Source organism: Klebsiella sp. G-Nf4 (genome assembly GCF_002810615.1).
GTDB lineage: Bacteria > Pseudomonadota > Gammaproteobacteria > Enterobacterales > Enterobacteriaceae > Klebsiella > Klebsiella variicola.
In genome coordinates, this window is the sequence record NZ_PION01000001.1 from 608,350 (window position 1) to 632,382 (window position 24,033).

The 24,033-nt window shown below is 56.2% G+C and carries 25 protein-coding genes; 20 read left to right on the forward strand and 5 right to left on the reverse strand.

Translation table 11 applies throughout. The annotated features are described in order from the left end of the window. The first annotated feature begins 103 nt into the window (after positions 1–103). Positions 104–847, forward strand: coding sequence for a sulfite exporter TauE/SafE family protein (locus CWM57_RS03000; protein ID WP_100675775.1), 744 nt, complete (start codon positions 104–106; stop codon positions 845–847). 5 nt (positions 848–852) lie between these two features. On the opposite strand, the gene CWM57_RS03005 is transcribed toward CWM57_RS03000, so the two are convergent. Then, entirely contained in the window at positions 853–1,551 is a 699-nt protein-coding gene (locus CWM57_RS03005; protein WP_012541735.1) for a GntR family transcriptional regulator, read from the reverse strand. A gap of 255 nt (positions 1,552–1,806) precedes the next feature. Between CWM57_RS03005 and CWM57_RS03010 the strand changes: the two genes are divergently transcribed. The 7 genes from CWM57_RS03010 (at position 1,807) to CWM57_RS03040 (ending at position 9,245) form a co-directional block, all read left to right on the forward strand. Further along, positions 1,807–3,345, forward strand: a complete 1,539-nt coding sequence (locus CWM57_RS03010; protein WP_074385868.1) for a PTS transporter subunit EIIC — start codon at positions 1,807–1,809, stop codon at positions 3,343–3,345. Positions 3,346–3,356: 11 nt separating this feature from the next. Continuing rightward, a complete protein-coding gene (locus CWM57_RS03015; protein ID WP_100630404.1) occupies positions 3,357–4,685 on the forward strand; it encodes a 6-phospho-alpha-glucosidase in 1,329 nt (442 codons plus the stop codon). A 732-nt stretch (positions 4,686–5,417) separates the two neighbouring features. Beyond that, positions 5,418–6,863 carry a sugar porter family MFS transporter gene (locus tag CWM57_RS03020; protein ID WP_074385870.1) on the forward strand — a complete coding sequence of 482 codons (1,446 nt, stop codon included), beginning with the start codon at positions 5,418–5,420 and terminating at the stop codon, positions 6,861–6,863. After that, positions 6,853–7,296, forward strand: coding sequence for a PTS sugar transporter subunit IIA (locus tag CWM57_RS03025; RefSeq protein ID WP_008804904.1), 444 nt, complete (start codon positions 6,853–6,855; stop codon positions 7,294–7,296). Before CWM57_RS03020 ends, CWM57_RS03025 begins: the two co-directional genes overlap by 11 nt. A gap of 428 nt (positions 7,297–7,724) precedes the next feature. Continuing rightward, on the forward strand, positions 7,725–7,964 hold the full coding sequence (locus tag CWM57_RS03035; protein WP_008804905.1) for a hypothetical protein: 240 nt from the start codon (positions 7,725–7,727) through the stop codon (positions 7,962–7,964). Between the two features lie 24 nt (positions 7,965–7,988). Next, entirely contained in the window at positions 7,989–8,129 is a 141-nt protein-coding gene (locus tag CWM57_RS27385) for a hypothetical protein (RefSeq protein WP_165784128.1), read from the forward strand. A 189-nt stretch (positions 8,130–8,318) separates the two neighbouring features. Then, complete coding sequence (locus tag CWM57_RS03040) at positions 8,319–9,245, forward strand: alpha/beta hydrolase (RefSeq protein ID WP_100675599.1); 927 nt, start codon at positions 8,319–8,321, stop codon at positions 9,243–9,245. Positions 9,246–9,278: 33 nt separating this feature from the next. Here the strand turns inward: CWM57_RS03040 and CWM57_RS03045 are convergent, their stop codons facing one another. After that, positions 9,279–10,934 carry a putative bifunctional diguanylate cyclase/phosphodiesterase gene (locus tag CWM57_RS03045; RefSeq protein WP_100675600.1) on the reverse strand — a complete coding sequence of 552 codons (1,656 nt, stop codon included), beginning with the start codon at positions 10,932–10,934 and terminating at the stop codon, positions 9,279–9,281. A 295-nt stretch (positions 10,935–11,229) separates the two neighbouring features. Between CWM57_RS03045 and CWM57_RS03050 the strand changes: the two genes are divergently transcribed. The 7 genes from CWM57_RS03050 to CWM57_RS03080 all read left to right on the forward strand — a co-directional run bounded on the left by CWM57_RS03050 (position 11,230) and on the right by CWM57_RS03080 (position 15,256). Further along, complete coding sequence (locus CWM57_RS03050) at positions 11,230–11,478, forward strand: hypothetical protein (protein WP_008804908.1); 249 nt, start codon at positions 11,230–11,232, stop codon at positions 11,476–11,478. A 310-nt stretch (positions 11,479–11,788) separates the two neighbouring features. Continuing rightward, the gene (locus CWM57_RS03055) at positions 11,789–12,007 is read left to right on the forward strand and encodes a ParD-like family protein (RefSeq protein ID WP_002904808.1); all 219 of its coding nucleotides are present in this window, start codon (positions 11,789–11,791) and stop codon (positions 12,005–12,007) included. Beyond that, positions 11,988–12,770 carry a type I methionyl aminopeptidase gene (gene map, locus CWM57_RS03060; RefSeq protein ID WP_008804909.1) on the forward strand — a complete coding sequence of 261 codons (783 nt, stop codon included), beginning with the start codon at positions 11,988–11,990 and terminating at the stop codon, positions 12,768–12,770. Before CWM57_RS03055 ends, map begins: the two co-directional genes overlap by 20 nt. Positions 12,771–13,038: 268 nt before the next feature. Then, complete coding sequence (locus CWM57_RS03065) at positions 13,039–14,154, forward strand: serine hydrolase domain-containing protein (RefSeq protein ID WP_074385873.1); 1,116 nt, start codon at positions 13,039–13,041, stop codon at positions 14,152–14,154. Continuing rightward, positions 14,141–14,485 (forward strand): hypothetical protein, encoded by a 345-nt coding sequence (locus tag CWM57_RS03070; RefSeq protein ID WP_074385874.1) that lies wholly within the window; start codon positions 14,141–14,143, stop codon positions 14,483–14,485. The genes CWM57_RS03065 and CWM57_RS03070 overlap by 14 nt, the downstream gene beginning before the upstream one ends. Before the next feature lie 28 nt (positions 14,486–14,513). Next, positions 14,514–15,047 carry a DUF2975 domain-containing protein gene (locus CWM57_RS03075; RefSeq protein ID WP_100675601.1) on the forward strand — a complete coding sequence of 178 codons (534 nt, stop codon included), beginning with the start codon at positions 14,514–14,516 and terminating at the stop codon, positions 15,045–15,047. 2 nt (positions 15,048–15,049) lie between these two features. After that, positions 15,050–15,256, forward strand: coding sequence for a helix-turn-helix domain-containing protein (locus tag CWM57_RS03080; RefSeq protein ID WP_004205917.1), 207 nt, complete (start codon positions 15,050–15,052; stop codon positions 15,254–15,256). A 151-nt stretch (positions 15,257–15,407) separates the two neighbouring features. Here CWM57_RS03080 and CWM57_RS03085 read toward each other — a convergent pair whose 3' ends face one another. Beyond that, positions 15,408–15,695 carry a hypothetical protein gene (locus tag CWM57_RS03085; RefSeq protein WP_074385876.1) on the reverse strand — a complete coding sequence of 96 codons (288 nt, stop codon included), beginning with the start codon at positions 15,693–15,695 and terminating at the stop codon, positions 15,408–15,410. Between the two features lie 434 nt (positions 15,696–16,129). On the opposite strand from CWM57_RS03085, the gene CWM57_RS03090 reads away from it, so the two are divergent. From CWM57_RS03090 to CWM57_RS03110, 5 genes are all read left to right on the forward strand, one after another. Further along, positions 16,130–16,693: a fimbrial protein gene (locus CWM57_RS03090; protein ID WP_004143457.1), complete on the forward strand. Its 564-nt coding sequence runs from the start codon at positions 16,130–16,132 to the stop codon at positions 16,691–16,693. Between the two features lie 76 nt (positions 16,694–16,769). Then, positions 16,770–17,465, forward strand: a complete 696-nt coding sequence (locus tag CWM57_RS03095; RefSeq protein ID WP_077268390.1) for a molecular chaperone — start codon at positions 16,770–16,772, stop codon at positions 17,463–17,465. A 15-nt stretch (positions 17,466–17,480) separates the two neighbouring features. Beyond that, positions 17,481–19,982 carry a fimbria/pilus outer membrane usher protein gene (locus CWM57_RS03100; protein ID WP_074385877.1) on the forward strand — a complete coding sequence of 834 codons (2,502 nt, stop codon included), beginning with the start codon at positions 17,481–17,483 and terminating at the stop codon, positions 19,980–19,982. After that, on the forward strand, positions 19,970–20,974 hold the full coding sequence (locus CWM57_RS03105; protein ID WP_074385878.1) for a fimbrial protein: 1,005 nt from the start codon (positions 19,970–19,972) through the stop codon (positions 20,972–20,974). Before CWM57_RS03100 ends, CWM57_RS03105 begins: the two co-directional genes overlap by 13 nt. 132 nt (positions 20,975–21,106) lie before the next feature. Continuing rightward, positions 21,107–22,399 carry a glycoside hydrolase family 10 protein gene (locus tag CWM57_RS03110; protein ID WP_061154620.1) on the forward strand — a complete coding sequence of 431 codons (1,293 nt, stop codon included), beginning with the start codon at positions 21,107–21,109 and terminating at the stop codon, positions 22,397–22,399. A gap of 16 nt (positions 22,400–22,415) precedes the next feature. Here the strand turns inward: CWM57_RS03110 and CWM57_RS03115 are convergent, their stop codons facing one another. Then, complete coding sequence (locus tag CWM57_RS03115; protein WP_100675602.1) at positions 22,416–23,738, reverse strand: type II toxin-antitoxin system HipA family toxin; 1,323 nt, start codon at positions 23,736–23,738, stop codon at positions 22,416–22,418. Continuing rightward, positions 23,738–24,004: a type II toxin-antitoxin system antitoxin HipB gene (gene hipB, locus CWM57_RS03120; RefSeq protein ID WP_038422544.1), complete on the reverse strand. Its 267-nt coding sequence runs from the start codon at positions 24,002–24,004 to the stop codon at positions 23,738–23,740. The genes CWM57_RS03115 and hipB overlap by 1 nt, the downstream gene beginning before the upstream one ends. Positions 24,005–24,033 lie beyond the last annotated feature (29 nt).

Below are 24,033 nucleotides of genomic sequence, written 5' to 3' on the forward strand. Positions count from 1 at the left end.
CCCCACCCTTCGGTTTTCCCGTAGTCTTAGGGCAACATACCGCATTGTGGCTTCAGCGACCAGTGGTTTCAATGTCCCTTTCTACCCTGAAAAGTGAGCCATGATGTTCGATCTCCACATCTTTTATTTACTGCTGATCTTTATCGCCGCCGGACTGGTCAAAGGGGTGACCGGCATGGGATTACCCACCGTGGCGATGGGCCTGCTTGGTCTGCTGATGCCGCCGCAGGCCGCAGCGGTGTTGCTGGTGCTTCCCTCGCTGTTAACCAATCTCTGGCAGTTGCTGGCTGGCCCCGCGCTGGCGCAGATTGTGCGCCGCCTCTGGCTTATGATGACCGGGATTATTATGGGAACGCTGGCGGGGTCGTCACTGCTGATCAGCCTCAACCCTCGGTGCTCAGCGCTGGCGCTTGGCACCGTATTGATAGCCTATGCCGGGTATGCGCTCTGTGGCCCGGCGTTGCAGGTTTCCACCCGCGTGGAGAAGTGGCTGTCGCCGCTCATGGGCGGGCTGACCGGCGTTATCACCGGGGCGACCGGGGTATTTGTTATTCCGGCCGTTCCCTGGCTGCAGACGCTGGGCTTTCGTCGAGACGAGCTGGTGCAGGCCCTGGGGTTGTCGTTCACCCTCTCCACCCTGGCGATGGCGGCCGGCCTCTCCCTGCACGGTGGCTGGCATGCTGATTCGCTGCTGCTGTCGGGGCTGGCGCTGTTGCCCGCGCTACTCGGCATGTGGCTGGGACAGTGGATCCGCTCGCGTCTCAGCCCGCGACGCTTTCGTCAGGGTTTTCTGCTGTTCCTGCTGGCGCTGGGAATGGAGCTGATCGCCCGGGGATGGCTGATCTGAATCCGCTAGCGGCGGGTAATGTGCTTCACGTTGTACTTACTGGTGTTCTGGTAGATCTCTGAGAAATCGACGATCGCCCGGTTTTGCGCATAGCTGACAGACTGCACCCGTAGCAGGAGGCTGTTTGGCGCTACCTGCAGCAGCTCGGCCTGCTCGCGGGTCGCCAGCACCGGCGTATAGCTGCGGTGGCTCTCGATGATGGTGATATGACACTCTTTTTTGAAATAGTTGAATTTAGACTGCTCGAGGTTACCCACGCTGAGCCAGGGAAAGGTGGCGAATGGAATATAGCTGTTTTCCACGAGGATCGGGACCTCATCAATCAGCCGCAGCCGCCTGACGTAGTAAACTTTTTCCCCCGGCTGGATCTTTAACTGCTGGGCGATGGCCGGAGGAGCATCAAGCAGCGTGAATTCAATGACTTTGTTACGGTAGTTGGTGACGCCTACCACCTGCATCTGGTAGTTAAAGCCCTCCAGTTCTCCGCCGTGATAGTTACTTTTACGCACAATGCAGGTTCCGCTGCCGTGCCGCCGCGCGATCAGCTTTTCTTCCTCCAGTAGCGCCAGCGCTTTGCGCAGCGTCATCACCGAGACCTGCAGCTCCGCAGCGAGCGCTTTTTCGCTGGGCAGCATATCGCCCACGGCATAGTCGTCGCTGTTGATGCGGGCCTTCAGTTCAGTGGCAATCTTTTTATAAATCACTTTTAGATGTCTCGCTAAGGTGGCGTTCGTCAAACAGATAAGAGAATAACTTAATGTAAATAAAAGATTATTTTTACATTGCAGCGAAAATTTCAACACTAACTCATCTATAAATCTCGCCATATTTATATATCTGTCCGACAACAATATATATGACTTTCATCACAGATGGCCCTTTTCCTGCTCGGGATCCCGGTGGTCTGCTCCTAGTCTGATAAGCCTATTCATCAGGTCTGCGAAGACGAGAGGACAACCATGATTGGCGTGAAAAAGCTTCAGGACTTTTCCAGGGCAATGATCGGGCCGGTGCTATATCTGCCGGCTATCGGCCTGTTGATCGCCCTGTTCAGCATGACCACCAACCGGCTGTGGGTGGATGAAAGCAGCGCGCTCTACCTGTTGGGGAAATTCGTCTCCAGCATGCTCTGGGCGCTGATGAACCATCTCGGCTTTCTGTTCTGCCTTGGGCTGGCCAGCGGCCTGGCGAAAACCCGCAAAGCCGAAGCGGCCTTCGTGGCGGCGATGACCTGGCTGGTGTATCTGGCGGCGAACAATAGCTGGCTGACCCTGACCCATCGCCTGGCGTCCGGGGCCACCAACGCGCAACTGTACGGTAGTGGACAAACCTTTATCTTTGGCTTTCAGGTCATTGATATGGGCGTGTTCCTTGGGATCATCCTTGGCTGCGCCGTCGCCTTTGTCCACAACCGCGTGGTCGGCATTGAGTTTCGCGGCGCGCTGTCGATCTACGGCAACAGTAAGTTGGTGCTGATCGTGATGCTACCGCTGGTTGGCCTGTTTGCTATCGCCACCGTCTATCTCTGGCCGGTGGTTGAGCTGGGCATTTCGGCGCTGACCGGCTTTATGAAATCCTTTGGCGCCATCGGGGTCTTCCTGTACGGTTTTCTCAACCGGTTCCTGATCCCGACCGGGCTGCATCATCTTATCTGGTCGCCGTTTGTCTTTACTTCCATCGGCGGACAGCTGCTGATTGATGGTCAAACGGTTATTGGCGCCAAGCCTATTTTCCTTGCCGAAATCGCCCGTCATCCCATCGGGGCGCTGAGTGATTCCGCCCGGTTTTTAACCTACGGGATGGTGAAAATCTTCGGCACCGCCGGCATGGCGCTCGCCTTCTACCGTACGGCGAAACCGGAGAATAAGCAGCGGCTTAAAGTCACGCTGATCCCCTTAATTGTGACCTCCGTTCTGGTGGGGATCACCGAACCTTTTGAGTTCCTCTTTATCTTCACCGCCCCGCTGCTGTGGCTTATCTACTCCCTGCTGGACGGTTTTTTCCAGATGCTGGCCTGGCTGCTTCACGTGCGGGTCTGCGCCACCAACGGTCTTATCGATTTCGTCGTCTATAACCTCCCTGCCGGCGCCAGTGCCACACGCTGGCCGGTGTTTGTCGCCCTCGGCCTGCTGGAAACCGCCACCATGTACCTGGTCGGCACCTTCTGTATTACCCGTCTGCGGATGCTCACCCCGGGCCGTGAATCGGCTGCCGATGCGGAGACTTCCGAGCAGACGGGCCAGGCAAGCGAGAGTGCCGATAAAGGTACGCTGGTGATTGCGGGACTGGGCGGAAAAGAGAATGTCTGCGTAGTGGAAAACTGTTTTACCCGTCTGCGGGTCGATGTGCGCGACCCCGCCCTCATCCAGCCGTCGCTGTTGAAAGAGAGCGGCGGGAGCAGCGTGCTGATCAAAGGCAACCATGTCCAGGTGATCTATGGCCTGGGGGTTAACAAAATTCGAACGGCGGTCAACGCCAGTCTGGGTGTTACTGAATAACGAGGTGGTAAATGAAAGATAATTTTGTGGTCACGATTGCCGGCGGCGGCAGTACTTATACCCCAGGGATTGTAATGATGTTGCTGGAAAATATGTCGCGCTTTCCCTTGCGGGAGATCCGTCTGTACGACAACCATCACCAGCGTCAGAAAACGATCGGCGACGCCTGCGCCATTCTGGTGGCAGAACGTTTCCCGCAGGTGACGTTCAGCTATACCACCGATCCGCAGGCGGCCTTCACTGACGTCGATTTTGTGATGGCGCATATTCGCGTCGGCTTGTATGAGATGCGGGAAAAAGACGAAAAGATCCCGTTAAAATATGGCGTGCCGGGCCAGGAAACCTGTGGTCCGGGTGGGATTGCCTACGGCATGCGCTCCATTGCCGGGGTGCTGGAGCTGGTCGATTATATGCAGCAATACGCTCCGAACGCCTGGATGCTCAACTATTCCAATCCGGCGGCCATTGTGGCGGAAGCCACCCGTCGCCTGCGACCCGACGCACGCATCATCAACATCTGCGATATGCCGGTGGCTATCGAGGGGCTGTTTGCCGACATCCTCGGCCTGCCGTCGCGCAAGGCGCTGAACGTCCGCTACTATGGCCTGAACCATTTCGGCTGGTGGACCCGCATCACCGATAAAGCCGGTAACGATCTGATGCCGGCGCTGAAGCGTCACGTGGCGGACCAGGGGTACAGTAGCCCAAAAGAAGATTTTCAGCATAAAGCGCCAAGCTGGATCGAAACCTTTAAAAAGGTGAAGGATGTGTTTGCCCTCGATCCGTCGACGCTGCCTAACACCTATCTGAAATACTACCTCTATCCTGACTATGAGGTGGCGCACGCCGATCCAGACTTTACGCGGGCGAACGAGGTGATGGCCGGACGTGAAAAAGAGGTCTTCGATATGGCCCGGGAGATTACCCGTCGGGGCACGGCGGAAGGCGCGCATTTTCATGCCGGGGCCCATGCCACCTTTATCGTCGACCTCGCCTGCGCCATCGCCTTTAACACCCAGGAGCGGATGCTGTTGATCGTGGAAAACAACGGGGCGATCGCCAACTTTGATGAGACGGCGATGGTGGAAGTCCCCTGCCTGGTGGGCGTCAATGGCCCGGAGCCGCTGGCGATGGGGAAAATCCCGTCGTTCCAGAAAGGGTTGATGGAGCAGCAGGTGGCGGTCGAAAAACTGGTGGTTGACGCCTGGGTTGAGGGTAGTTACCAGAAACTGTGGCAGGCCATCACGCTGTCGAAAACGGTGCCCAGCGCCGCGGTGGCGAAAGCCATCCTCGATGAACTGATCGTCGCCAACGAAGGCTACTGGCCCGCACTGCACTGATCTTTTTCGTGATGGGTAAAATGCAGAGGATCCCCCTTCTCTGCATTTTTACCCAGCGTTCCCGCCGGCCACACATTTATCCTATAACCTCCCCACGGGCTTTCTTCCCCTCCAGACCGGTGCCAGAAGGCTGCCATCCTCATTTTACCCTGATCACAGTAATGAAATATAAATTCTATTCTTAGATATTATGGCGTAAAAATGTGATCTGCGTTGTATTCTTTGATTTACATTAACCCACTGAAAACAACATCATTATTACCATGATGTAAATTTAACCTGGTTTTCATGGGGATATGCGCCCTGTACCCTTTGTGATTGGCTTCATGCATTTACCATTCTGCAACACCAATTTGAAATTAAATTTTCATAATGTGATCTTGTTGCATGTTCATTCCATTTCTTTGTGCCATATTCATGTCACGCTAAAACACCGGAACGACAGCAACGAGCCGCACCAGGGCGCTGTCCACCGGCAGACGTCGGTGCATCCGGCGCAATTAAGACCGCTAATAACCCGAAAGGAGAACGGATATCGACTACATCCATGTCAACACCAAGCCGTAAACCTCTTTGACCGCCATTGCTGAGCGTACCCTGCCATGTGCTGAGCAATTACACAAAGAAGAAAAATCATTTAGTTCAGTTAGATACGACAACACAGGCGTAATAAATCCTGACTGGGGAGATGTATTTTTATCTTGTGTCGTTCAATAAAATAAAGGGACTACCATGTCATTTATAACAAACCTGAACCAGCAACAGAGAAAACGACTTCATCAGATTACCTTAGTGGCCACCTTCGGCGGCCTGCTTTTCGGTTACGACACCGGCGTAATTAACGGCGCCTTTTCCTCACTGAAGCAGTATATGGCGCTGACCCCAACCACCGAAGGGCTGGTGATGAGCGTCCTGCTGATCGGCGCCGCGCTGGGCAGCGTGTTTGGCGGCAAGTTTGCCGATTTCTTCGGACGGCGCAAATATTTACTCTTCCTCTCCTTTATTTTTCTTATCGGCGCCCTGCTATCCGCCGCGGCCCCCGATATCACCACCCTGCTGATTGCTCGTGCCCTGCTGGGATACGCCGTCGGCGGCGCGTCGGTCACCGCCCCCACCTTTATTTCTGAAGTGGCGCCTACCGAGATGCGCGGCAAACTGACCGGCCTGAATGAAGTCGCCATCGTCATTGGCCAGCTGGCGGCGTTTGCCATTAACGCAATAATCGGCATTATCTGGGGCCACCTGCCGGACGTCTGGCGCTATATGCTGCTGGTACAGGCCATTCCCGCTGTCTGCCTGTTTGTTGGCATGTGGCGCGCGCCGGAAAGCCCGCGCTGGCTGATCAGCAAAAATCGTCACGAGGAAGCGCTGCATATTCTCAAACAGATCCGCCCGGCGGAACGCGCGCAGAAGGAGTATGACGACATCTCCACCCTGATCAAAATTGAAGCCGGCAATAAGTACAGCGCCCAGGGCACCTTCACGACTATCCTCAAAACGCCATGGATCCTCAAAATTTTGCTGGTCGGTATTACCTGGGCTGCACTGCAGCAAACCACCGGCGTCAACGTCATTATGTACTACGGCACGGAAATTCTGAGTGCCGCCGGCTTCTCAGAGCGTACCTCGCTGATCTGTAACGTGCTGAACGGTGTCTTCTCCGTCGGCGGTATGCTGATTGGCGTGCTGTTCCTTGTCGATCGTTTCAAGCGTAAGACGATCATTATCTACGGCTTCGCCATTATGGCCACGCTGCACCTGATTATCGCCGCTGTCGATTACACCCTGGTGGGCGATCTGAAAGCCACCGCCATCTGGCTGCTGGGCGCGCTGTTCGTCGGCGTGATGCAGGGTTCCATGGGCTTTATTACCTGGGTGGTATTAGCCGAGCTGTTCCCGCTGAAATTCCGCGGGCTGTCGATGGGGATCTCGGTATTTTTCATGTGGATCATGAACGCGGTGGTCAGCTATCTGTTCCCGCTGCTGCAGGCGAAACTGGGCCTTGGGCCGGTCTTCTTCATCTTCGCAGCCATCAACTACTTAGCGATTCTGTTCGTGGTCTTCGCCCTACCAGAGACCTCCAATAAATCGCTCGAGCAGTTAGAAGAAGAGCTGTCAGCGAATCATGAGAGTAAAAAATCTACGCGTCTCACCAGGGAGGTTGGCTATGATCGATAACATCACGCTGGATAATCTGCACATCGGCTGCAAGGCCAGTAATAAAGCGGAAGTGATCGCCATGATTGGCGCGGAGTGTAAAGCCAAAGGGTATGTGAATCAGGAGTGCGTTCATTTTCTGCTGGAGCGTGAACATCAGGTTTCCACTTTTTTGGGGAATGGCATCACCCTGCCGCATCTGCCGAAATCCGCGACGGATATCATTCTCAAAACCGGCATTGAGATCTTTCAGTTTCCTGATGGCGTTATCTGGGATCGCAGCAACGTCATGTTTATTGCCATCGGCGTCATCGCGAAAGAAAAAGAGCATATTGATGTGCTCAAAGAAATTGCCTCTATATTTAGCGATGAGTTGATCGCTAACGCGCTGTCATTAATTTCAGACAAAAATGACTTCCTGAAAATTCTGCAACATAACGCCTTGCCTCATTAGGTATGACGCCAGCCGGAGCTGAGGCTCCGGCTGTTTCAGACCACTTCCGCAAACGGCCAGCGGTTAATAGTGAATAGCTTTTAATTTAGCTGGTGATAGAGCCAGATAAAATAATAACAATGGAAATTAATGCCATTTTCTTAAATTGATTGATGAGAATATTTCACCGCATCAGGAAATTAAAAAATGCAATAAAAACAATTAGTTTTGTGTTTTTATTCACTTATTCTCTCTCCTTTCTATTGCCATTCCGCGATCGCCGCATGCCAGTGATTACTGCGCTATCCCATTAATATTGATTTATATCAATACCTCGTCGGGCGTTAAACTGCATTTTACAGCGCGATTATTTTGGCAAGGTGTATACGACATTGGTTTTACGACTTGGATATTTCTTTAGCCGTCCCTCAAGCCTGTGGGGATGGTTGATGTGTAACGCGCTTAACGGTATCGCGATTGTGCTCTGCTTTCGCGCGATAAGCATCGTGACGGGCTTTAGCGAAGTGGTCTGGCAGGTCATCATCACGCTGGCTATTATTATATCAACCTGGTACAGCGCTAATTATTTCGCTGCGCTGGAAGCTCGACGCGATAAACGACGCTTTCTGCTGCTGGCCTGGGTGGTCATCACCATTCTGTTAAATTTCATTCACCTCGGCGGTGGTTAACGCTGTTAATGCAAGGATCATCTCATGACGCTGGCGATGCTGTTGGTGCTTATCAGTCATCATAAAGGGCTGACGCTGTTACTGATCGTGGTTATTGCGCTGGTGCTTATTGCGCTCATCCCACTGGTAAAAAGGCTGTTGCGTAGCATCAACGGCGATCCCTGACCGTGCTCTGATGGCCGCCGACAGGCGGCCATATATTCTCCGTTTTGACGTCTGCCGCCACCAGCCCCGCCCGGCATTCCACGCTGTCCCAAAGCGCTTAAAAGAAATGAGAACCATTATCAAACAAGCTGTGTTACCGTGTCTGCCCAACAACAATGACAGATCAAAGAATACAGGGGGTTAGACAAGGTGAAGCGGAATTCAGGGAGCATCCGGGCACGCGGGCTGCTGACGCTGGCGGTTGGCATGCTCTTCTACAGTAGCAGTAGCGCCGCCCGGCCGGACCTTCAGCCGCTGGGGCCAAACATCGCGGATAAAGGGTCAGCGTACTATCATTTTACGCAACGTCAGTATGACTCCGCCGATGGCGAACGCCACTACCGGGTGTGGACTGCCGTGCCGGACAAAGCCCCGCCCGCCGCCGGCTATCCTGTGCTGTATATGCTGGATGGTAACGCGGTGATGGATAAGCTTAACGACGCCCTTTTGCAGCAGCTCTCCGCTGGCTCCCCGCCGGTGATCGTCGCTATCGGTTACCAGACAACGCTGCCCTTCGATACCGCCGCCCGGGCCTGGGATTACACTCCTCCGCTAAAGGCCTTCAAACCGCAAGTCGGGAAACCCGCGCTGCCGCCGCGAAAAACCGGAGGTAATGACCTGTTTCGTCAGTTGCTGACCGAAACAATGGTGCCGCAAACGGAAGCTCACCTGAAAATAGATCCCCACCAGCGCGCGATCTGGGGCCACTCCTACGGCGGGCTGTTTGTGCTCGACGCGTGGCGGAAGACCTCGCTGTTTCATCTCTATTATTCGGCCAGCCCGTCACTGGGCCAGGCGCAGGAATCTCCTCTGAAGGGCAGCGAAGCCTTAAGCGCCACCGCCTTCTCCGGGAAATCGCTGTATCTGCTGGAAGGTGATGGCAAAGCTGCCCGGGAACCCACCGGCCACGTGGCCTCCCTGAGTCTGTTGCGGCACACTCAGCAGCAGCTGGCCGACAAAGGCCTGACGGTGGCTTTCTGGCGCTACCCTGGTATGACGCACGGTCAGATGTTTGACGTCTCACTGCAGTCGGCTCTGCTGCATCTTTCCGGGCAGGCTCCGCTGGCGCATCAGTAATGACGCTGCGCCCACCCGCAGCCGGTGGGCGTATCAGGACGACGGAGGCAGGTGTTTAATATCCACCGGCTCGCCGAACAGAAAGCCTTGCATCTCGTCACACCCTTCCTCTTCGAGGATCTGCAGTTGCCCGGCGGTTTCCACACCCTCGGCGATAAGCGGCGTATTAATTGAATTTCCCAGCGAAATGATGGCCCGCACGAATGAGCGGACCTGGGGATTACTCTCCACATCAAGCATAAAACTGCGGTCGAGTTTAATCACGTCGAAATGGAAATCGCGCAGCATGCTCAGGGAGGAGTAGCCGGTACCGAAGTCATCGAGTGCGATACTGATCCCCATTTTTTGCAGATGATGCAGGACGCTAAAAGCCAGCTGCTTATTGATGATGAACGCCGTCTCCGTCACTTCAAACTCAAGGAGGCTGACCGGATAGGCGGTACGCATCAGGATCTCGCGGACTTTTTCAATAAAACTGCGGTGGCGCAACTGCACCGGCGAGATATTGACCGAAATTTTTTTATTCAGCCGATTTTCCAGCGATTCGCTGCATACCTGCTCCAGCACCCAGTAGCCTAAGGGCACGATGGCGCCGCTCTCTTCAGCGATGGGAATAAACACGTCAGGCGGGATCGACCCCTGCAGGGGATGCTGCCAGCGCAACAGCGCTTCGTAACCCGTGATCCGGCGATCTTTAATATTGCGGATCGCCTGATAGTGAAGCGAAAATTCTCCTGCATGAATACCGCGTCGGATGTCGGCGGCCATCATATTGCGCTGCCGCGTCTTGTCATCCATCTCGCGCTCGTACCAGCAAATTTTGGTGTCGAGGCTGCTTTTCGCCCGGTACATGGCCAGGTCGGAATTGCTCAGTACCGTATTAATATCCGTGCCGTCCTCAGGGTAGACCGAGATGCCAATGCTGGCGGAGAGAACCACTTCCGTTGCGGCAAACGTCTGCTTACCGCTGAAGCAGTGCCAGAGGCGCGCAGCAAAGGCATCTACCTCACTCTCATCGGCGAAAGGTTTAACGGCTACAAACTCATCGCCGCCAAAGCGCGCGACCATCTCCTCCTTCTGCAGCGTTTTCAGCACTGCGCCTGCCACACGCTGCAGCAGCTGGTCGCCAATAAGGTGTCCTTCAAGATCGTTAATCTCTTTAAACTTGTCTAAATCGATGGTGAAAATGGCAAAGCGGCGGGCATCATTACCGGTGATCAGCTTTTCCACCCGCTCAAAGAACTCCACCCGGTTAGGTAAACCAGTCAGCGCATCGTAGCGCGCCATCCATGCGATGCGGTCGTTAATCGCTTTTTGTTCACTGATGTCACGAGTGATTTTGGCAAAACCCAGCAGGGTGTTCTGCTCATCGCGGATGGTGTCGATCATGACGTGCGCCCAGAATCGGGAGCCGTCTTTGCGGTAACGCCAGCCTTCCCCTTCGAACTGCCCGCTACGCAGGGCGATTTCCAGGTTTTTCGCGGGTACACCGGAGAGTTGCTCAGCTTCGCTATAGAAGAGACCGAAGTAGCAACCGATGATCTCGTCGCTCAGGTACCCTTTTGCCCGGCGAGCGCCCTCATTCCAGCTGATGACCGTACCGTCAGTGCTCAGCATGTATATGGCATAATCTTTAACACTTTCAATAAAGTGACGATAGGCAATATCCGTCAGGTGTTCATTACTCATGGTACAGCGCTCTCTGTGGCTCGGTCGTGGCAAAACCCACTAGATATAGCAGAACAACGCCCATGATGAATACAAGGTGAAGCGTTTTGTTGCCGCCTTTCTGGCCCTGGCAACCGCAGATAGCGCGGCGGACAGCTCTGTTAAGCGTAGTGGAATCCACTGCGCGGGGTGATGACAATCTGACGATTTTTGCACTTAGGTCGCCCACTAATAGTTACTTTTATTGATTAAAAAGTTTGATTGAAAGAATAAATAAAAGGAGTAATGTTAATAATACTTTCTATGGAGGTTAAATATGTTGCGTGATTATTTAAAAGTGGAAAAAGAAGATCAGCTTGTTGAACAACAGAGCCGTCATGACAATAGCCAGCATTATTCTGCGGTGACTGAATGGGTTATTTTGAGTAAAGATGGTCAGCGTAAAGGTCGGGTATCCCTGTTCGACCGTTTCACCACCCGCCGCTCCTGGAGCGACAGCTTTCGCATTACGCAGTTCGATAATGCGGGTAAAGTGGTGGTGGATAAACTCACTGACGCGCTATAACTCCCCCGGATTCCCGGCCTGACGGGAGAATATTCATACGCAAAATTAACACCTGCATAAAATATAGTGATGCGCCGCGCTTCGCCGCCGTCATGTTATTTTCATTCTGCATACCGATAATCTAATGGGTATTTTCGCCATGGTGAATGGCGCGAATGATTAACCCGAAAAAAATGCTGAAAATAAGCCCGCTGGTCGGGCTTTTTTGCGTGGGCCTCTCGCCTCCCCCCCGGTCACGACACAAAATGCCCATGACATCCCGTGCCGGTCTGTATACGATACATATACGAATCATATATGGACTGTCTCTATGGGAATCGTCAAAATCTCCGATCTATTGCACGATGATATTCGTGATGCCAGCAAAGCTATGTCCCGCTCCGTCAATGCCCAGGCGGAATACTGGATCCGTCTGGGCATGATGAGCGAGCTCTACCCCGAGCTTAACCACCAGCAGATCAAACTGCTGATGCTGAAATCCGGCTCTGACCGTCTGCTGGAGGTAATCAATGCCATCAATAATCATTAAAACCGCCGATGAACTCGCACGTCAGCGCCATGCCGGCCAGCTGCTGGCGTCGGTGTTTGATATGCTGGATACCTTTATCGTTCCCGGCGTAACGACGATGGCGATTAACGATCGAGTGGAAGATTTTATCGTCAACCAGCTGCATGCCCGCCCGGCCAGCAAGGGGCAATACGATTTTCCCTATGTGTTGAACACCTCCATTAACGATGTGGTGTGCCACGGGATCCCCAAAGCGACCGAACATCTGCGCGCCGGGATGATTGTTAACGTCGATATCACCCTGGAGAAAGCGGGCATGATTGCCGACTCCAGCAAGATGTACCTGATAGGCGACGTCTCTCCGCTGGCCCGCCGGCTGGTAAAAACCACCTATGAAGCGATGTGGAAAGGCATTGAGGTGGTAAAACCTGGCGCGACGCTGGGCGATATTGGCCACGCTATTCAGCGCTGGGTCGAGGACCATGGCTACAGCGTGGTCAGAGAATATTGCGGTCACGGCGTCGGCCAGGAAATGCATGAGGAACCGCAGGTGCTGCATTACGGCCGCCCCGGGGAAGGCGCCGTGTTGCGCGAAGGAATGGTGTTCACCATCGAACCGATGGTGAACCAGGGCGACAGCCGCATCAAAACCAAAAAAGATGGCTGGACGGTCGTCACCCGCGATAAAAAACTCTCCGCACAATGGGAGCACACCGTGGCCGTCACCGCCAACGGTTTTGAGGTGCTGACGTTACGCGACGACGAGCAGTCGCGGATCCGCTAAGTTTTCGTCTCCCGGTATATTGGCATAGCCGACATTTCTCGCTGGCGAGTACCGCCCTTCGCCAGCGCACTTTATCCCCTGACCTCTATTGTCCCCAGCGTTCTCCACACCGCGCCGGGAGTGTCTGCTTTACCCCTCATAAAGTTAATTATAAAACGATAAAAACTTATTGTAAAACGATAAACACCAGGCTAACCTGCGCTCACTTTAACACCAGGGAGAAGCAGTATTCGCTCACCTGGATTTCGTACCGCGTTAAGGAGAAAACATGCGCTGGAACCGCTATCGCCGGGACAGACAGATCATTGCCGCCGTGCTGGTTTTTACCGTCATCGTGGCGGCAGGAATCGCCCTGCAGCCCGGCTTTCATCCCCCCAGCTCCCGGACGACGGGGGATAAACAGCTGGTCTCGATATTAACGCCCCTGCTCAATGGCGCCCGCGGACAGGTCGCCGCAGCGCTGATTACGCCTCAGGGGGTGCGCTACGGTCTGTGGGGGAGCGAGTATACGACGCAGTATGAGATCGCCAGCCTGAGCAAAACCATGACCGCCAGCCTGCTGCTGGAGGCTATTCGCCGCGACGAAGTCACCGCGCAGACGCCGGTGTCGGCGCTGGTCCCGGAGATTGTCAGCCCGGTGCGGGATGTTACCCTGGAGCAACTGGTTTCTCACCGTTCAGGACTGCCACCGCTCACCGCGTCGGTTGGGCAGCGGCTGGCTATTCTGAGCGATATTGCCCGGCGGCAGAATCCCTGGCGCTACGATCGACCCGCGCTGATCGCGATGATGAACCAGGCCACCCTGCAGCCGACGAAATGGTTTGATTATTCCAACGCCGGGTTTGCCCTGCTCGGACTGGCGCTGGAGCGAGCGTCCCATCGCGATTTTGCCACACTGATGGCGCAACGGGTCTTTGCCCCCGCCGGAATGCAGGGCGCGGAAGTGGCCCGGCACAATACCCCAGCCTCGCCGACGTTTACCGTGGGCTGGTCAGCCTCTGGTTTCCCTCAGCAGCCATGGGTGATGGACGCCTTCGCCCCCGCCGGCGGCGTACGCGCCACGATTGTCGATATGGCGAAATATGCCCATGCGCTGCTGGCAGGAAACCTGGCGGGCAGTGAAGGCATGCCCCCCCTGTTCGCCACCGATGATCCCGATTCCCGGGTGGGTTATGCCTGGTTCACTACCCGCGTCCGCGGACGGGAGATCGTCTGGCATGACGGGCAGAGTGGCGGCTTTGCGGCAATGATGGCCTTCGACCGACAGCGACAGACCGCGGTAGTGATCCTCTCCGATACCGCCTGGCCGGTGATCGGGCCTGCCATCAAGCTCTTACTGGCTGCCACCCCTGATGAACAGGAGGCGCGTAATGAACGGAATTGACATCCTCTGGGCGCTGTTAACGCTGTTGTCGGTGATCCTGTTTATTTCCGGCGACTGGCTGGCGCAGCGAAAAATACGCCTGCTCAATTATGTTTTGCTGGCGACCGGGGTTATTTATCTCGCCGAGGTTTTCCAGACCCTGCAGAATCTCGGCAAAATGGGCTACCTGTTCCGGATGCTGACCTGGACCATCCAGGCGTCATTCATCACCCTCAGCCTCTACCGCGTCTGGACCCGCCCGTGGTTTGCCAGCCGTCGTCGCGGCGTCCGGGCGATGAGCGTTGTCTTCGCCGTGGCCCTTATGTCATGCTTGACGCGGCTGGTGCTTTAATTATTCTCATCAATCAGGAAGGTAAATTGTGAAGCAATCCAGAACCCGGCTGAGTCTGGCTATTATTAGCGGCATACTGCCCCTCTTTTTTATGCTCGCCCTGATCGTGCCGCTGTGGATCTTCTTTACCGGCGAACGTTATTTTCTTTCCACCCTGCTGCACTTTGCTGACGTGCCGTTAACCGACAACCCGGCCCAGACGCCGGGGATGGCGAGACGTTTGCTGCTGCTGGCCCTGCTGTATCTTCCGGCCGGGCTGTTCGCGTTTGCTATCTGGCAGGGCATGAAGGTGACCCATAGCGTCCGCCAGCGCAGCGTGCTCAGCCTCTCCCTGGCGCACAGCGTTCGTTACATCGCTCTGGCCATGGTGGGCATGGGGATCCTGTTGCCGGCGTGTCGCTTCCTGATCCCGCTGCTCGCCTGGTGGCCACAACCTTATTATCAGGTGGTGTTTCTGCTCAGCGACGGCGTGCTGCTTCTGACGGGAAGCTTGCTGTTTGTGACATTTCACGCCATGCTCCACGGGATCCGTGCGGAAGAAGAGAATAAGGAGTTTATTTAACGATGGCTGTGGTGGTGAATCTGGACAAACTGCTGGTGGAAAAAAAGATGACGTCCAGGGCGCTGGCGGCCTTTGTAGGCATTACCGAACAGAACCTGTCGCTGCTCAAGTCGGGAAAGGTCAAAGGCATCCGCTTTGATACTCTGTCCCGCATCTGCGAGGCGCTGGAATGTCAGCCCGGTGATATCCTCGCCTGGGAACCCGACTGACGCCATTGCCGCTGCCGGGCGACGGTAAGAATTGTTTTCATGAATCATTCTCTACGCGCGCGTCGCCCCAGTGGTTCACTGCTGAGCGCGCCTAAACCGTCCTACTGTTTTCGTCCTGCATCCGCTTACCCTTCACCGCGTTTTTCTGACCTTAACGATAGCGAATAATCACATCCGCTTCACTGTGCTGTGTATTTCGCCAGTGGAGACTGACCTCACCGCGGTTATCCGGCATCGTATAGCGAGGTCGGTGGCCAGCCAGGGAGACCTGTTCCGGTGAACGGTGCTGGCATGAAACATCGAGATGATCTTGCTGCGGGGCGATAAGACAGGCTGGGTTGAGGATATGACCCGAAAAGTGTACCTGGCCGGAGAGCGCAGCAGACGACGCCAACGGCGCCAGACACAGACATAACAGAGCGAGACGGGACGGAAACATAGCAATCTTCCTTGATAGCGGGTGACACTGAGCGGCACACAATGGTTTCTGTGCCATACAACCTGCGGCTTCCTGCCGTCACTCCACGCTACTGCAAAATAGCGGCAGCGTAAATGATTATTCCGGACTGCCCGGTCAACTGCCGGGAATAACAGCAACTCGTTGGCAACAAGACTTATTCCTGGAATAATGCACTCTGTGTATAGAACTCAATTATAATATCAAATGAGATTATACTTACACTAAAAAATAAAGAATGTTACAGCTTAACACACCTTATCAATGGGCCTTTACGATGTTCTCCGTATAATCCCGCCCCCGACGGCAGTATACATTAGCGATGCTTACCGTTTTTTTGTGAACAGAAATAAAAAACATGCTTTAAAAATGTTAAACGATTTAATTAACTTGTGAGTATTTAATAGGGTTTGAGTATGAAAGAAAAAGGCACCCTGCTGGTTGTGGGTTCACTGCTGGCCTTAAGTCTGGCTACTGTGACCACCGCCCGCGCGGCGGGAACACTGAATTTCACCGGTAAAATTATTAACGAGTCCTGCCAGATCGCTAACAATGGTGGCGATGTGAATGTCGATTTTGGCAACGTCGATATGTCGGCGCTGAAATCACATGAAGCGAAAACCGCAGAAACGCCGTTCACCATCAACCTGACCGGCTGCCCGCTGGCACAGAACATCAGTATCAGCCTGGAGGGTACCCCGGACACCAATGCTAACGGCACCAGCGCCGCCGTGCTGGCGCTTTCCGACGCCGCGGATACCGCCAAAGGCGTGGGCATTGAAGTCTTCTCTTCTCCTGATGGCTCAACGGAAGGCACTCAGCTGACCTTTGACAAGCAGAGCAAAACGGCGGTTTCGCAAGCCGACGAAAACGGTGATATTGCATTTAACTTTATTGCCGATCTGAAAAGCGATTCCTCACAGGATGTGACTGCCGGCAATATTAATGCCACAGCCAATATTGATATTGTTTATGAATAGAATGTTCTGATTTCCGCCGTTATCAAGGGCAGTTCCCCTGCCCTTATTTTCACTTCTCGTGACCGGATCCTCAATTATGCAGTGTTATAAAGTGGCTTTTATCCTGAGCCTTCTCTTTTGCCCGTTCCTGGCGTCTGCCGCCGGGGTTGCCATTGCCGGCACACGTGTTATTTATAATGAACAAAGTCATGAGGCCGACATTACCGTCAAAAACACGAATCCTCACGATCCGGTGCTTATTCAGAGCTGGGTTGACGATCTGGCTGATAATAATAAATCACCCTTTATCGTCACCCCGCCATTGTTCCGTCTGGACGCCGGAGACAGCAACGATCTGCGCGTGCTGTTAACCTCGCCGCAACTGCCGCATGACCGGGAGAGTTTATTCACCCTGAACATCAAAGTGATTCCCGCCAATACCGCGCCGGCTGGCGAGAACATTCTGCAATTTGCCATTAAGAATCAACTTAAGTTAATTTATCGCCCGGCAGGGCTCCCCGGCTCGGCGCTCGACGCGGCGCAGCACCTGCGCTGGCACGTCAGTGGCAACCACCTGCAGGCGGAAAACGCCTCTCCCTATTATGTGACTATCACCACGCTCAGCTGCGCGGGCCAGAACCAGAAAACACCGCTTGAGCACAGCGTGATTGCCCCTCACAGCCGTGAAGAGTATGCCCTGCCCGGCGAGGCCTGCGCCCACGAGGTGAGCTGGCGCATACTGGATGACTTTGGCGCTGTGCAGACGTTTAGCGCCCCCGTCCCGGCGCACTAACCGCCTGAAATCGCGATGCGCCACGGCCCGGTTCATACCGTTACCGTCGTCAGCCTCTCCATCCTGCTTGCCGGACAGAGCGCCCCCTTGCACGCCCAGGCGACCTTTAATATGGATCTGCTGGAAAAAAACGATCATTTGCCGGCGGTGGATCTTCAGCGCTTCAATCAGCAAACGAGCCAGCCGCCTGGCGACTATCCGGTGAACTGGCAGGTCAATGGCGTCACGCTGGACGCCCGTAAGATCATCACGTTTCGCCAGAACGATCGCGGACAGTTGACGCCCTGCCTTCAACGGGAAGACCTGGTGCAGGCGGGGGTTAATCCGGCGGTGCTGGCACAGGCACCCGGCGCAACGCCCCGCTCATGCCCCGAACTCACCACGCTACTGCCGGGCAGTACGGTCAATTTCGATTTTGCCCATCAACGGCTGTTAATGACCCTTCCCCAGGCGCTGATGACGCACCAGGCGAGGGATAATGTTCCTTCTGCGCTGTGGGATGAAGGTATCAGCGCCCTTCAGAGCAATTACCGCTATTCAGGCGCCAGCCAGCGTACCCGCGAGGGCAGCACCGAGCGCGATAACTATCTGATGTTGAAAAGTGGCGTGAACGCTGGCGCCTGGCGCCTGCGCGCCAGCAACAGCCTGACCGCCAACAGCGATGACAAGCCCCACTGGACCACCAGCGGCGCCTGGCTTGAGCGCGATCTGACGCGCTGGCGGAGTGAACTGACGCTCGGGGATACCTTTACGTCGGGCGATGTGTTCGACGCGGTACAGTTTCAGGGAATTGCCCTCGCCTCCAGTGATGCGATGCTCCCGGACTCGCAGAAAGGTTTTGCCCCGACCATCCGCGGGATAGCCAGAACTAACGCCCAGGTCACGGTTCGACAAAATGGCTACGTGCTGTATCAAACCTATGTTACCCCCGGCGCGTTTGTGATTGACGATCTTTATCCCACCGCCAGTAGCGGCAATCTTGAGGTTGCCGTCAAAGAGTCGGATGGCGAAATCCGCCGGTTCACCCAGCCGTATGCTTCGGTGACCAGCATGCAGCGCGAAGGCAACCTGAAATACAACCTGGTCGCCGGGCGCTATCATAGCGACGATGCCAGCCAGCAGCCGTTGATGATGCAGCTGTCGCTGATGCGCGGATTTGCCCACAACCTGACGCTGTTTGGCGGGCTGCAAAGCACGGGGCAATACCACAATCTCTCGGTCGGTGCGGGACAAGGGCTGGGCGATGTCGGGGCGCTCTCGCTGCAGCTGTTAAACGCCCGTGACGGGCAGCAGCAGGATCCGATCGATGGCCGGGCCTGGCAGCTCCAGTACAGCAAAGGTTTTGACCGTCTTGGCACGCAGTTCACCTTCACCGGCTGGCGTTATTCACATCTGCGCTATGCCACGCTGAGCGAGGCGTATTCCAGCAAGGATCCCGACGCCGACTCGCAGGATAACGACAACAAAAAAGCGACTCTGCAAATCACCGCCAGCCAGAGCCTGCCGTACGATATTACCCTCTATCTGAGTCTCGATCAGGACAGCTACTGGTCAGGGGGTGCCCCGCAGCGTACCGCCAATATGGGGATCAGCAGCCAGTTTCACGGTATCGCGTGGTCGCTCAGCTACAGCGACTCTCACAGCAGCGACAGTGACGAGGATGACGACGAGCCGCACTCCGATAAAGTAGTGACATTGTCACTTTCAGTGCCGCTGAGCCACCTGCTGCCGGGCAGCTATGCCGGCTATACGCTGACCTCCTCCCGCCACAGCGCCGACAGTCAGATGGTCAGTCTCAACGGCACCCTACTGGATAATCACGCGCTCAGCTACGCCGTCAGCCAAACCCTCGATCAGCAGAACGGGCACAGCGGCAGCCTGACGGCCGGCTACAGTAGTGGAATGGGCGATCTGAATCTCGGCTACAGCCGCGATTCGCAGGCCACTCGCCTGAACTACGGCGCCAGCGGAGGTATCCTGATTCACCGCCACGGGGTGGTCTTTACGCCGGAAATGAATGGTTCGGTTGTACTGATTGACGCCGGTGGCGCCAGCGGTGTGACCCTGGCCAACCAGAAAACCATTGCCACCAATCGTGACGGGTACGCCGTGTTGCCCTTTGCCACCGCCTATCACCGCAACGACGTCTCCCTCGACAGCCACTCGCTGCCGGAGAATGTGGATCTGGCCAACAGCACCGTGACGCTGGTGCCCACCAAGGACGCGGTGGTGCTGGCGCGTTTTCACACCCACGTTGGTTATAAAGCGCTGTTTACGCTGCAGTCGCAGGGACAACCACTGCCCTTTGGCAGCGAAGTACGCGCCAGGAACACCAGCAGCATCGTTGCCAGCGAGGGGCAGGTGTACCTCGCCGGCCTGGCGCCGAAAGGCACCCTGTATGCACAATGGGGGCCAGGCCCTCAGCAGCACTGTACTGCCCGCTACGATCTCACCCCGACGCTGGCGCAGACACCCCATCCACTCATTTTACAGCAGACGTTAACATGTCCTTTTTAACTCTCCTGCGTCGGGCCGCTCTGACGCTGTTACTCGCCCTGTTACCGGCCGTCAGCGGATGGGCCTGTACGCCGGTGTTTGTCCGCGGCCAGGCCAGCACCCTTCGGCTGAACGTGGGGCAACTCACCGTGCCGGCTGACGCCAGACCGGGCACCCCGCTGTATCACAAAAGTTTTGCCTGGAATCGCCTTAGCGACGGCGGCGAACAGTGGATCCGCTGCGCGGACGACCCGCATGGGCTGTCGCCGCTACAGCTGAACAGTTTGCTGTCCGGCGGGGCGACGCGACCGACGGTTTATCAAACCAACCTCGCCGGCATTGGCGCTCGCGTATCGCTGCGCGCTATCGGCGGCTATGGCGGCTTTCCTGACCGGCCGACGCCCTCGCCGTTTAGCGAACGGGTGAACAATCCGGCCATATTGCCTGATGCGGTGTGGAAACTGGGCTATTTCCGACTGACGATTGAGCTTATTAAAACCGGTCCCGCGGCGACACCGGGCGAGCTTGAGTATCACAGCGAGCACTTTTTAATGGCAGAGCATACCCCGCTGGCCGCGTTAGACTTAAGCGGCAGGGTCAACACCGCGGGATGTTCCGTGAATGACGCCACGCCAGCGCTGATTAAGCTGCCCGCCGCGATGCTTGACCACTTCGGCGGCGTCGGCAAAACCACCGGCGATACCCCTTTCGCGCTGCAGCTGGATTGCAACAGCGCGGTTACGATTTCCCTGCGTGTTGACGGCGCAGAGCCCCTCACCGCCCGGGGGCATGGCGTTCTGCGCAATGACGCCACTGACGACCGGGCGCAGGGTATCGGCGTGCAACTGCTTTACCATCGTCAGCCGGTCGCCCTGAATCATGAGATGACGCTGGGCAGCGCCAGCCCGGGACGGTTTACCCTGCCGCTCACTGCCCGCTACTACCAGACACGTCCCCGGATCACCGCCGGCCAGGTATCGGCCGTCGCGACCTATACCTTGCATTATGACTAGGCGATGACGAACCGGCGGATGAAGGAATTGCTCTGACCCACGAATCGTAAGAGAATAGCCGCTACACGCGACGATCTGAGTACACGGGAGTTCATCATCAGCCATTCTCGTCGATTCCCCTTAGCCAGCAAAGTGGCGCTGGCCGGTGCGGCCGTCATTGCCGCGGGCATGCTGTTCAGCTGCACCAGTAAGGCCCCTAAATCCCTTGTCACGGCGCCGAACACTACCGCCGTCAAAGCCAGCCAGACGCACCGGGAGCCGGTACGCGGCGTGTGGCTCACCACCGTGTCGCGCCTTGACTGGCCGCCGGTCGGGTCGATTATCGCCAGCACGCCGGAAAGCCGCATCACGCAGCAGAAGCTGGCGCTGATCGCCAAACTCGATAACCTGCAGCGCCTGGGTATCAACACCGTCTTTTTCCAGGTGAAACCCGACGGCACGGCGCTCTGGCGGTCAGATATTCTGCCGTGGTCCGATATGCTGACCGGCAAAATCGGCGAATACCCCGGCTACGATCCGCTGCAGTTTATGCTGGATGAAGCGCACAAGCGCGGTATGAAGGTCCACGCATGGTTTAACCCCTATCGTGTCTCGGTCAACACCAAACCGTCGACCATTGCCGAGCTGAATAACACCCTCACGCAGGTGCCGGCCAGCGTGTTCGTCCTGCACCGTAACTGGATCCGCACCGCCAGCGATCGCTTTGTCCTCGATCCAGGCATTCCCGAAGCACGGGATTGGATCACCAGCATCGTCGCTGAAGTGGTGCAGAACTACCCGATTGACGGCGTGCAGTTCGACGACTATTTCTACACCGAAACCGCCTCTTCACCGCTTAACGACAATGAAACCTTCCGCCGTTACGGGCAGGGTTACGCCTCGAAGGGCGACTGGCGCCGGCATAACACCCAGCAGCTCATAGCCCAGGTTTCCACTACCATCAAAAAGCTCAATCCGAACGTCGAGTTTGGCGTGAGCCCGGCCGGGGTGTGGCGCAACCGCTCGCACGATCCGGCGGGGTCGGATACCCGTGGCGCGGCCGCGTATGATGAGTCCTATGCCGATACCCGCAGCTGGGTGCAGCAGGGACTGCTCGACTACATCGCGCCGCAGATCTACTGGCCGTTTGCCCGCGATGCCGCGCGCTATGATGTGCTGGCCAACTGGTGGGCCGAGGTGGTTAAGCCGACGCATACCCGGCTGTATATCGGCGTGGCGCTGTACAAAGTGGGTGAGCCGTCCAAAAATGAGCCTGACTGGACGGTGGATGGCGGCGTGCCGGAGCTGAAAAAGCAGCTCGACCTCAATGAAACTCTACCGCAGATCCAGGGCACGATCCTGTTCCGCGAAAATAACCTCAATCAGCCGCAAACCCGACAGGCGGTCAACTATCTGCGCAGCCGCTGGGGGCAGCCGCAGAGCTAACCGCCAGCCGGCTTCGCTATAACGCCTGCAGCCCTTGCTGCAGGAGGGCGTGCAGTTTCAGCATATTTTCCGTAATGGCCCGCCAGACGTGGGCGGAAAAGTCCGCCGGCAGCGTCCGGCGAGCGCTTTCGATAGCCTGCGGCACGCGCTCGGCAAACTCATGAAGGATCGCCAGCATCTGCTCCCGGGGAAAGTTCACCGTTTTGGCGGTTGCCAGAAAATGTCGCGGATAGATAGCGTTAATCTCCGTTTTCCGCCCTTTTGTGGCATTGAGCCCCATCGACAGCTTCAGATCGCGCAGATGCAGTCCCGTGCCGCCCAGCACCGGAAACGCCGAAATGATGTCGTAGAACGGCGTTAGCCGGTAGCTGCCGCCGGGCAGCAAAAAGAGCGAGAAGTTCTTCGCATGCCCGTCCGTTGCCCCAACCAGCCACTGAAAGACCATGAATTTCATAAAAGCATCGCGGTCTTTCAGGGCTTCACTGGAGCCCAGCAGAAAGGCCATGATTGCCGCAATACCCGGCCCGCCGTCAGATTCATATTTCATCGACGACGGTATGCCAAAGGCCTGACACAGATCCTCCTGTGGCAGACGCAGCAGTACCCGTCCCTCCTGCGCCCAGCGCCGGTCAAAGCGGGTCACCGCCAGCGCGCGGATCCGCGGCGTGGTGATAATCTCTGCCTCCGGCACCGCCAGGCCCAGTTCCCTGGCCAGCGCCAGGCACAGAAACTCGTTATCCACGCTTTCACGCAGATCCAGCGTCGCATTAGGCTGCTTTATCTCGCCAATGGGCAGTTTAATAATATGCGTGGTTGGCGTGGTGCCCTGCGGAATACACCAGTGCTCGCCCATCCGCAACAGCGCCGTTTTCTCCTGGGCGCCGGCCACCGAGATACGGAAATCATCCTGGCCGGTAATCATCCCGAGAGGAATATCCGACTGGTAGGCGGTCAGCAAAGCGGTGAGCTGCGCCTCGTCCAGCGTCTGCCAGCGCAACCCCTCGAGGTGCGCCTCTTCCCCCGGCGGTAGCAGGGTCACTGCCCCTACGCTATCCCTTCCCACTTCGGCCAGCAGATCGAACGGCTGCTTCGAGCGCGCCTGATAGCGCCTGACAATCCGATCGCGAACCTGCGGGCTGTCGGGCAGCAGATTATCAAAATAGTGATACACCGCGTCGGCGGTGATATTGCCATACTGCAGCGGCAGCGAGAGGGAGAGCGGTCTGGCACGCGGGCTGCGCAGCCACTCTTCGTCGTAGCGAAAACTGTGCGCCCCGTTAGCCTGGCGGGTTAAGATTCCCACGCGCACATTGTTCATCCAGGTGGTAAGCGTCGCCATTACCAGTCAAGGTCCGTATTGTTATCGGGAGCCGGCGCCGTCTCTGTGGCTTTGGCGTTCAGCGTCATCACCACCCCTAGCGACTGGAGGATCTTAAACAGCGTGGTTAAGGTGGTTTTGTCGGGGTGATTTTCAAAATTGGACAGCGTCGCCTGCTTAATACCGATCCGCCTGGCCAGCGCATCCTGGGTCCAGTGGTTCTGCTGGCGCAGCAGCTTCAGATAATTGGCCAGCTGCACGGGACTGTATATCTGCGGGGAAGTCATCGCCTTGTTCCTCACTATCATTTATCCCC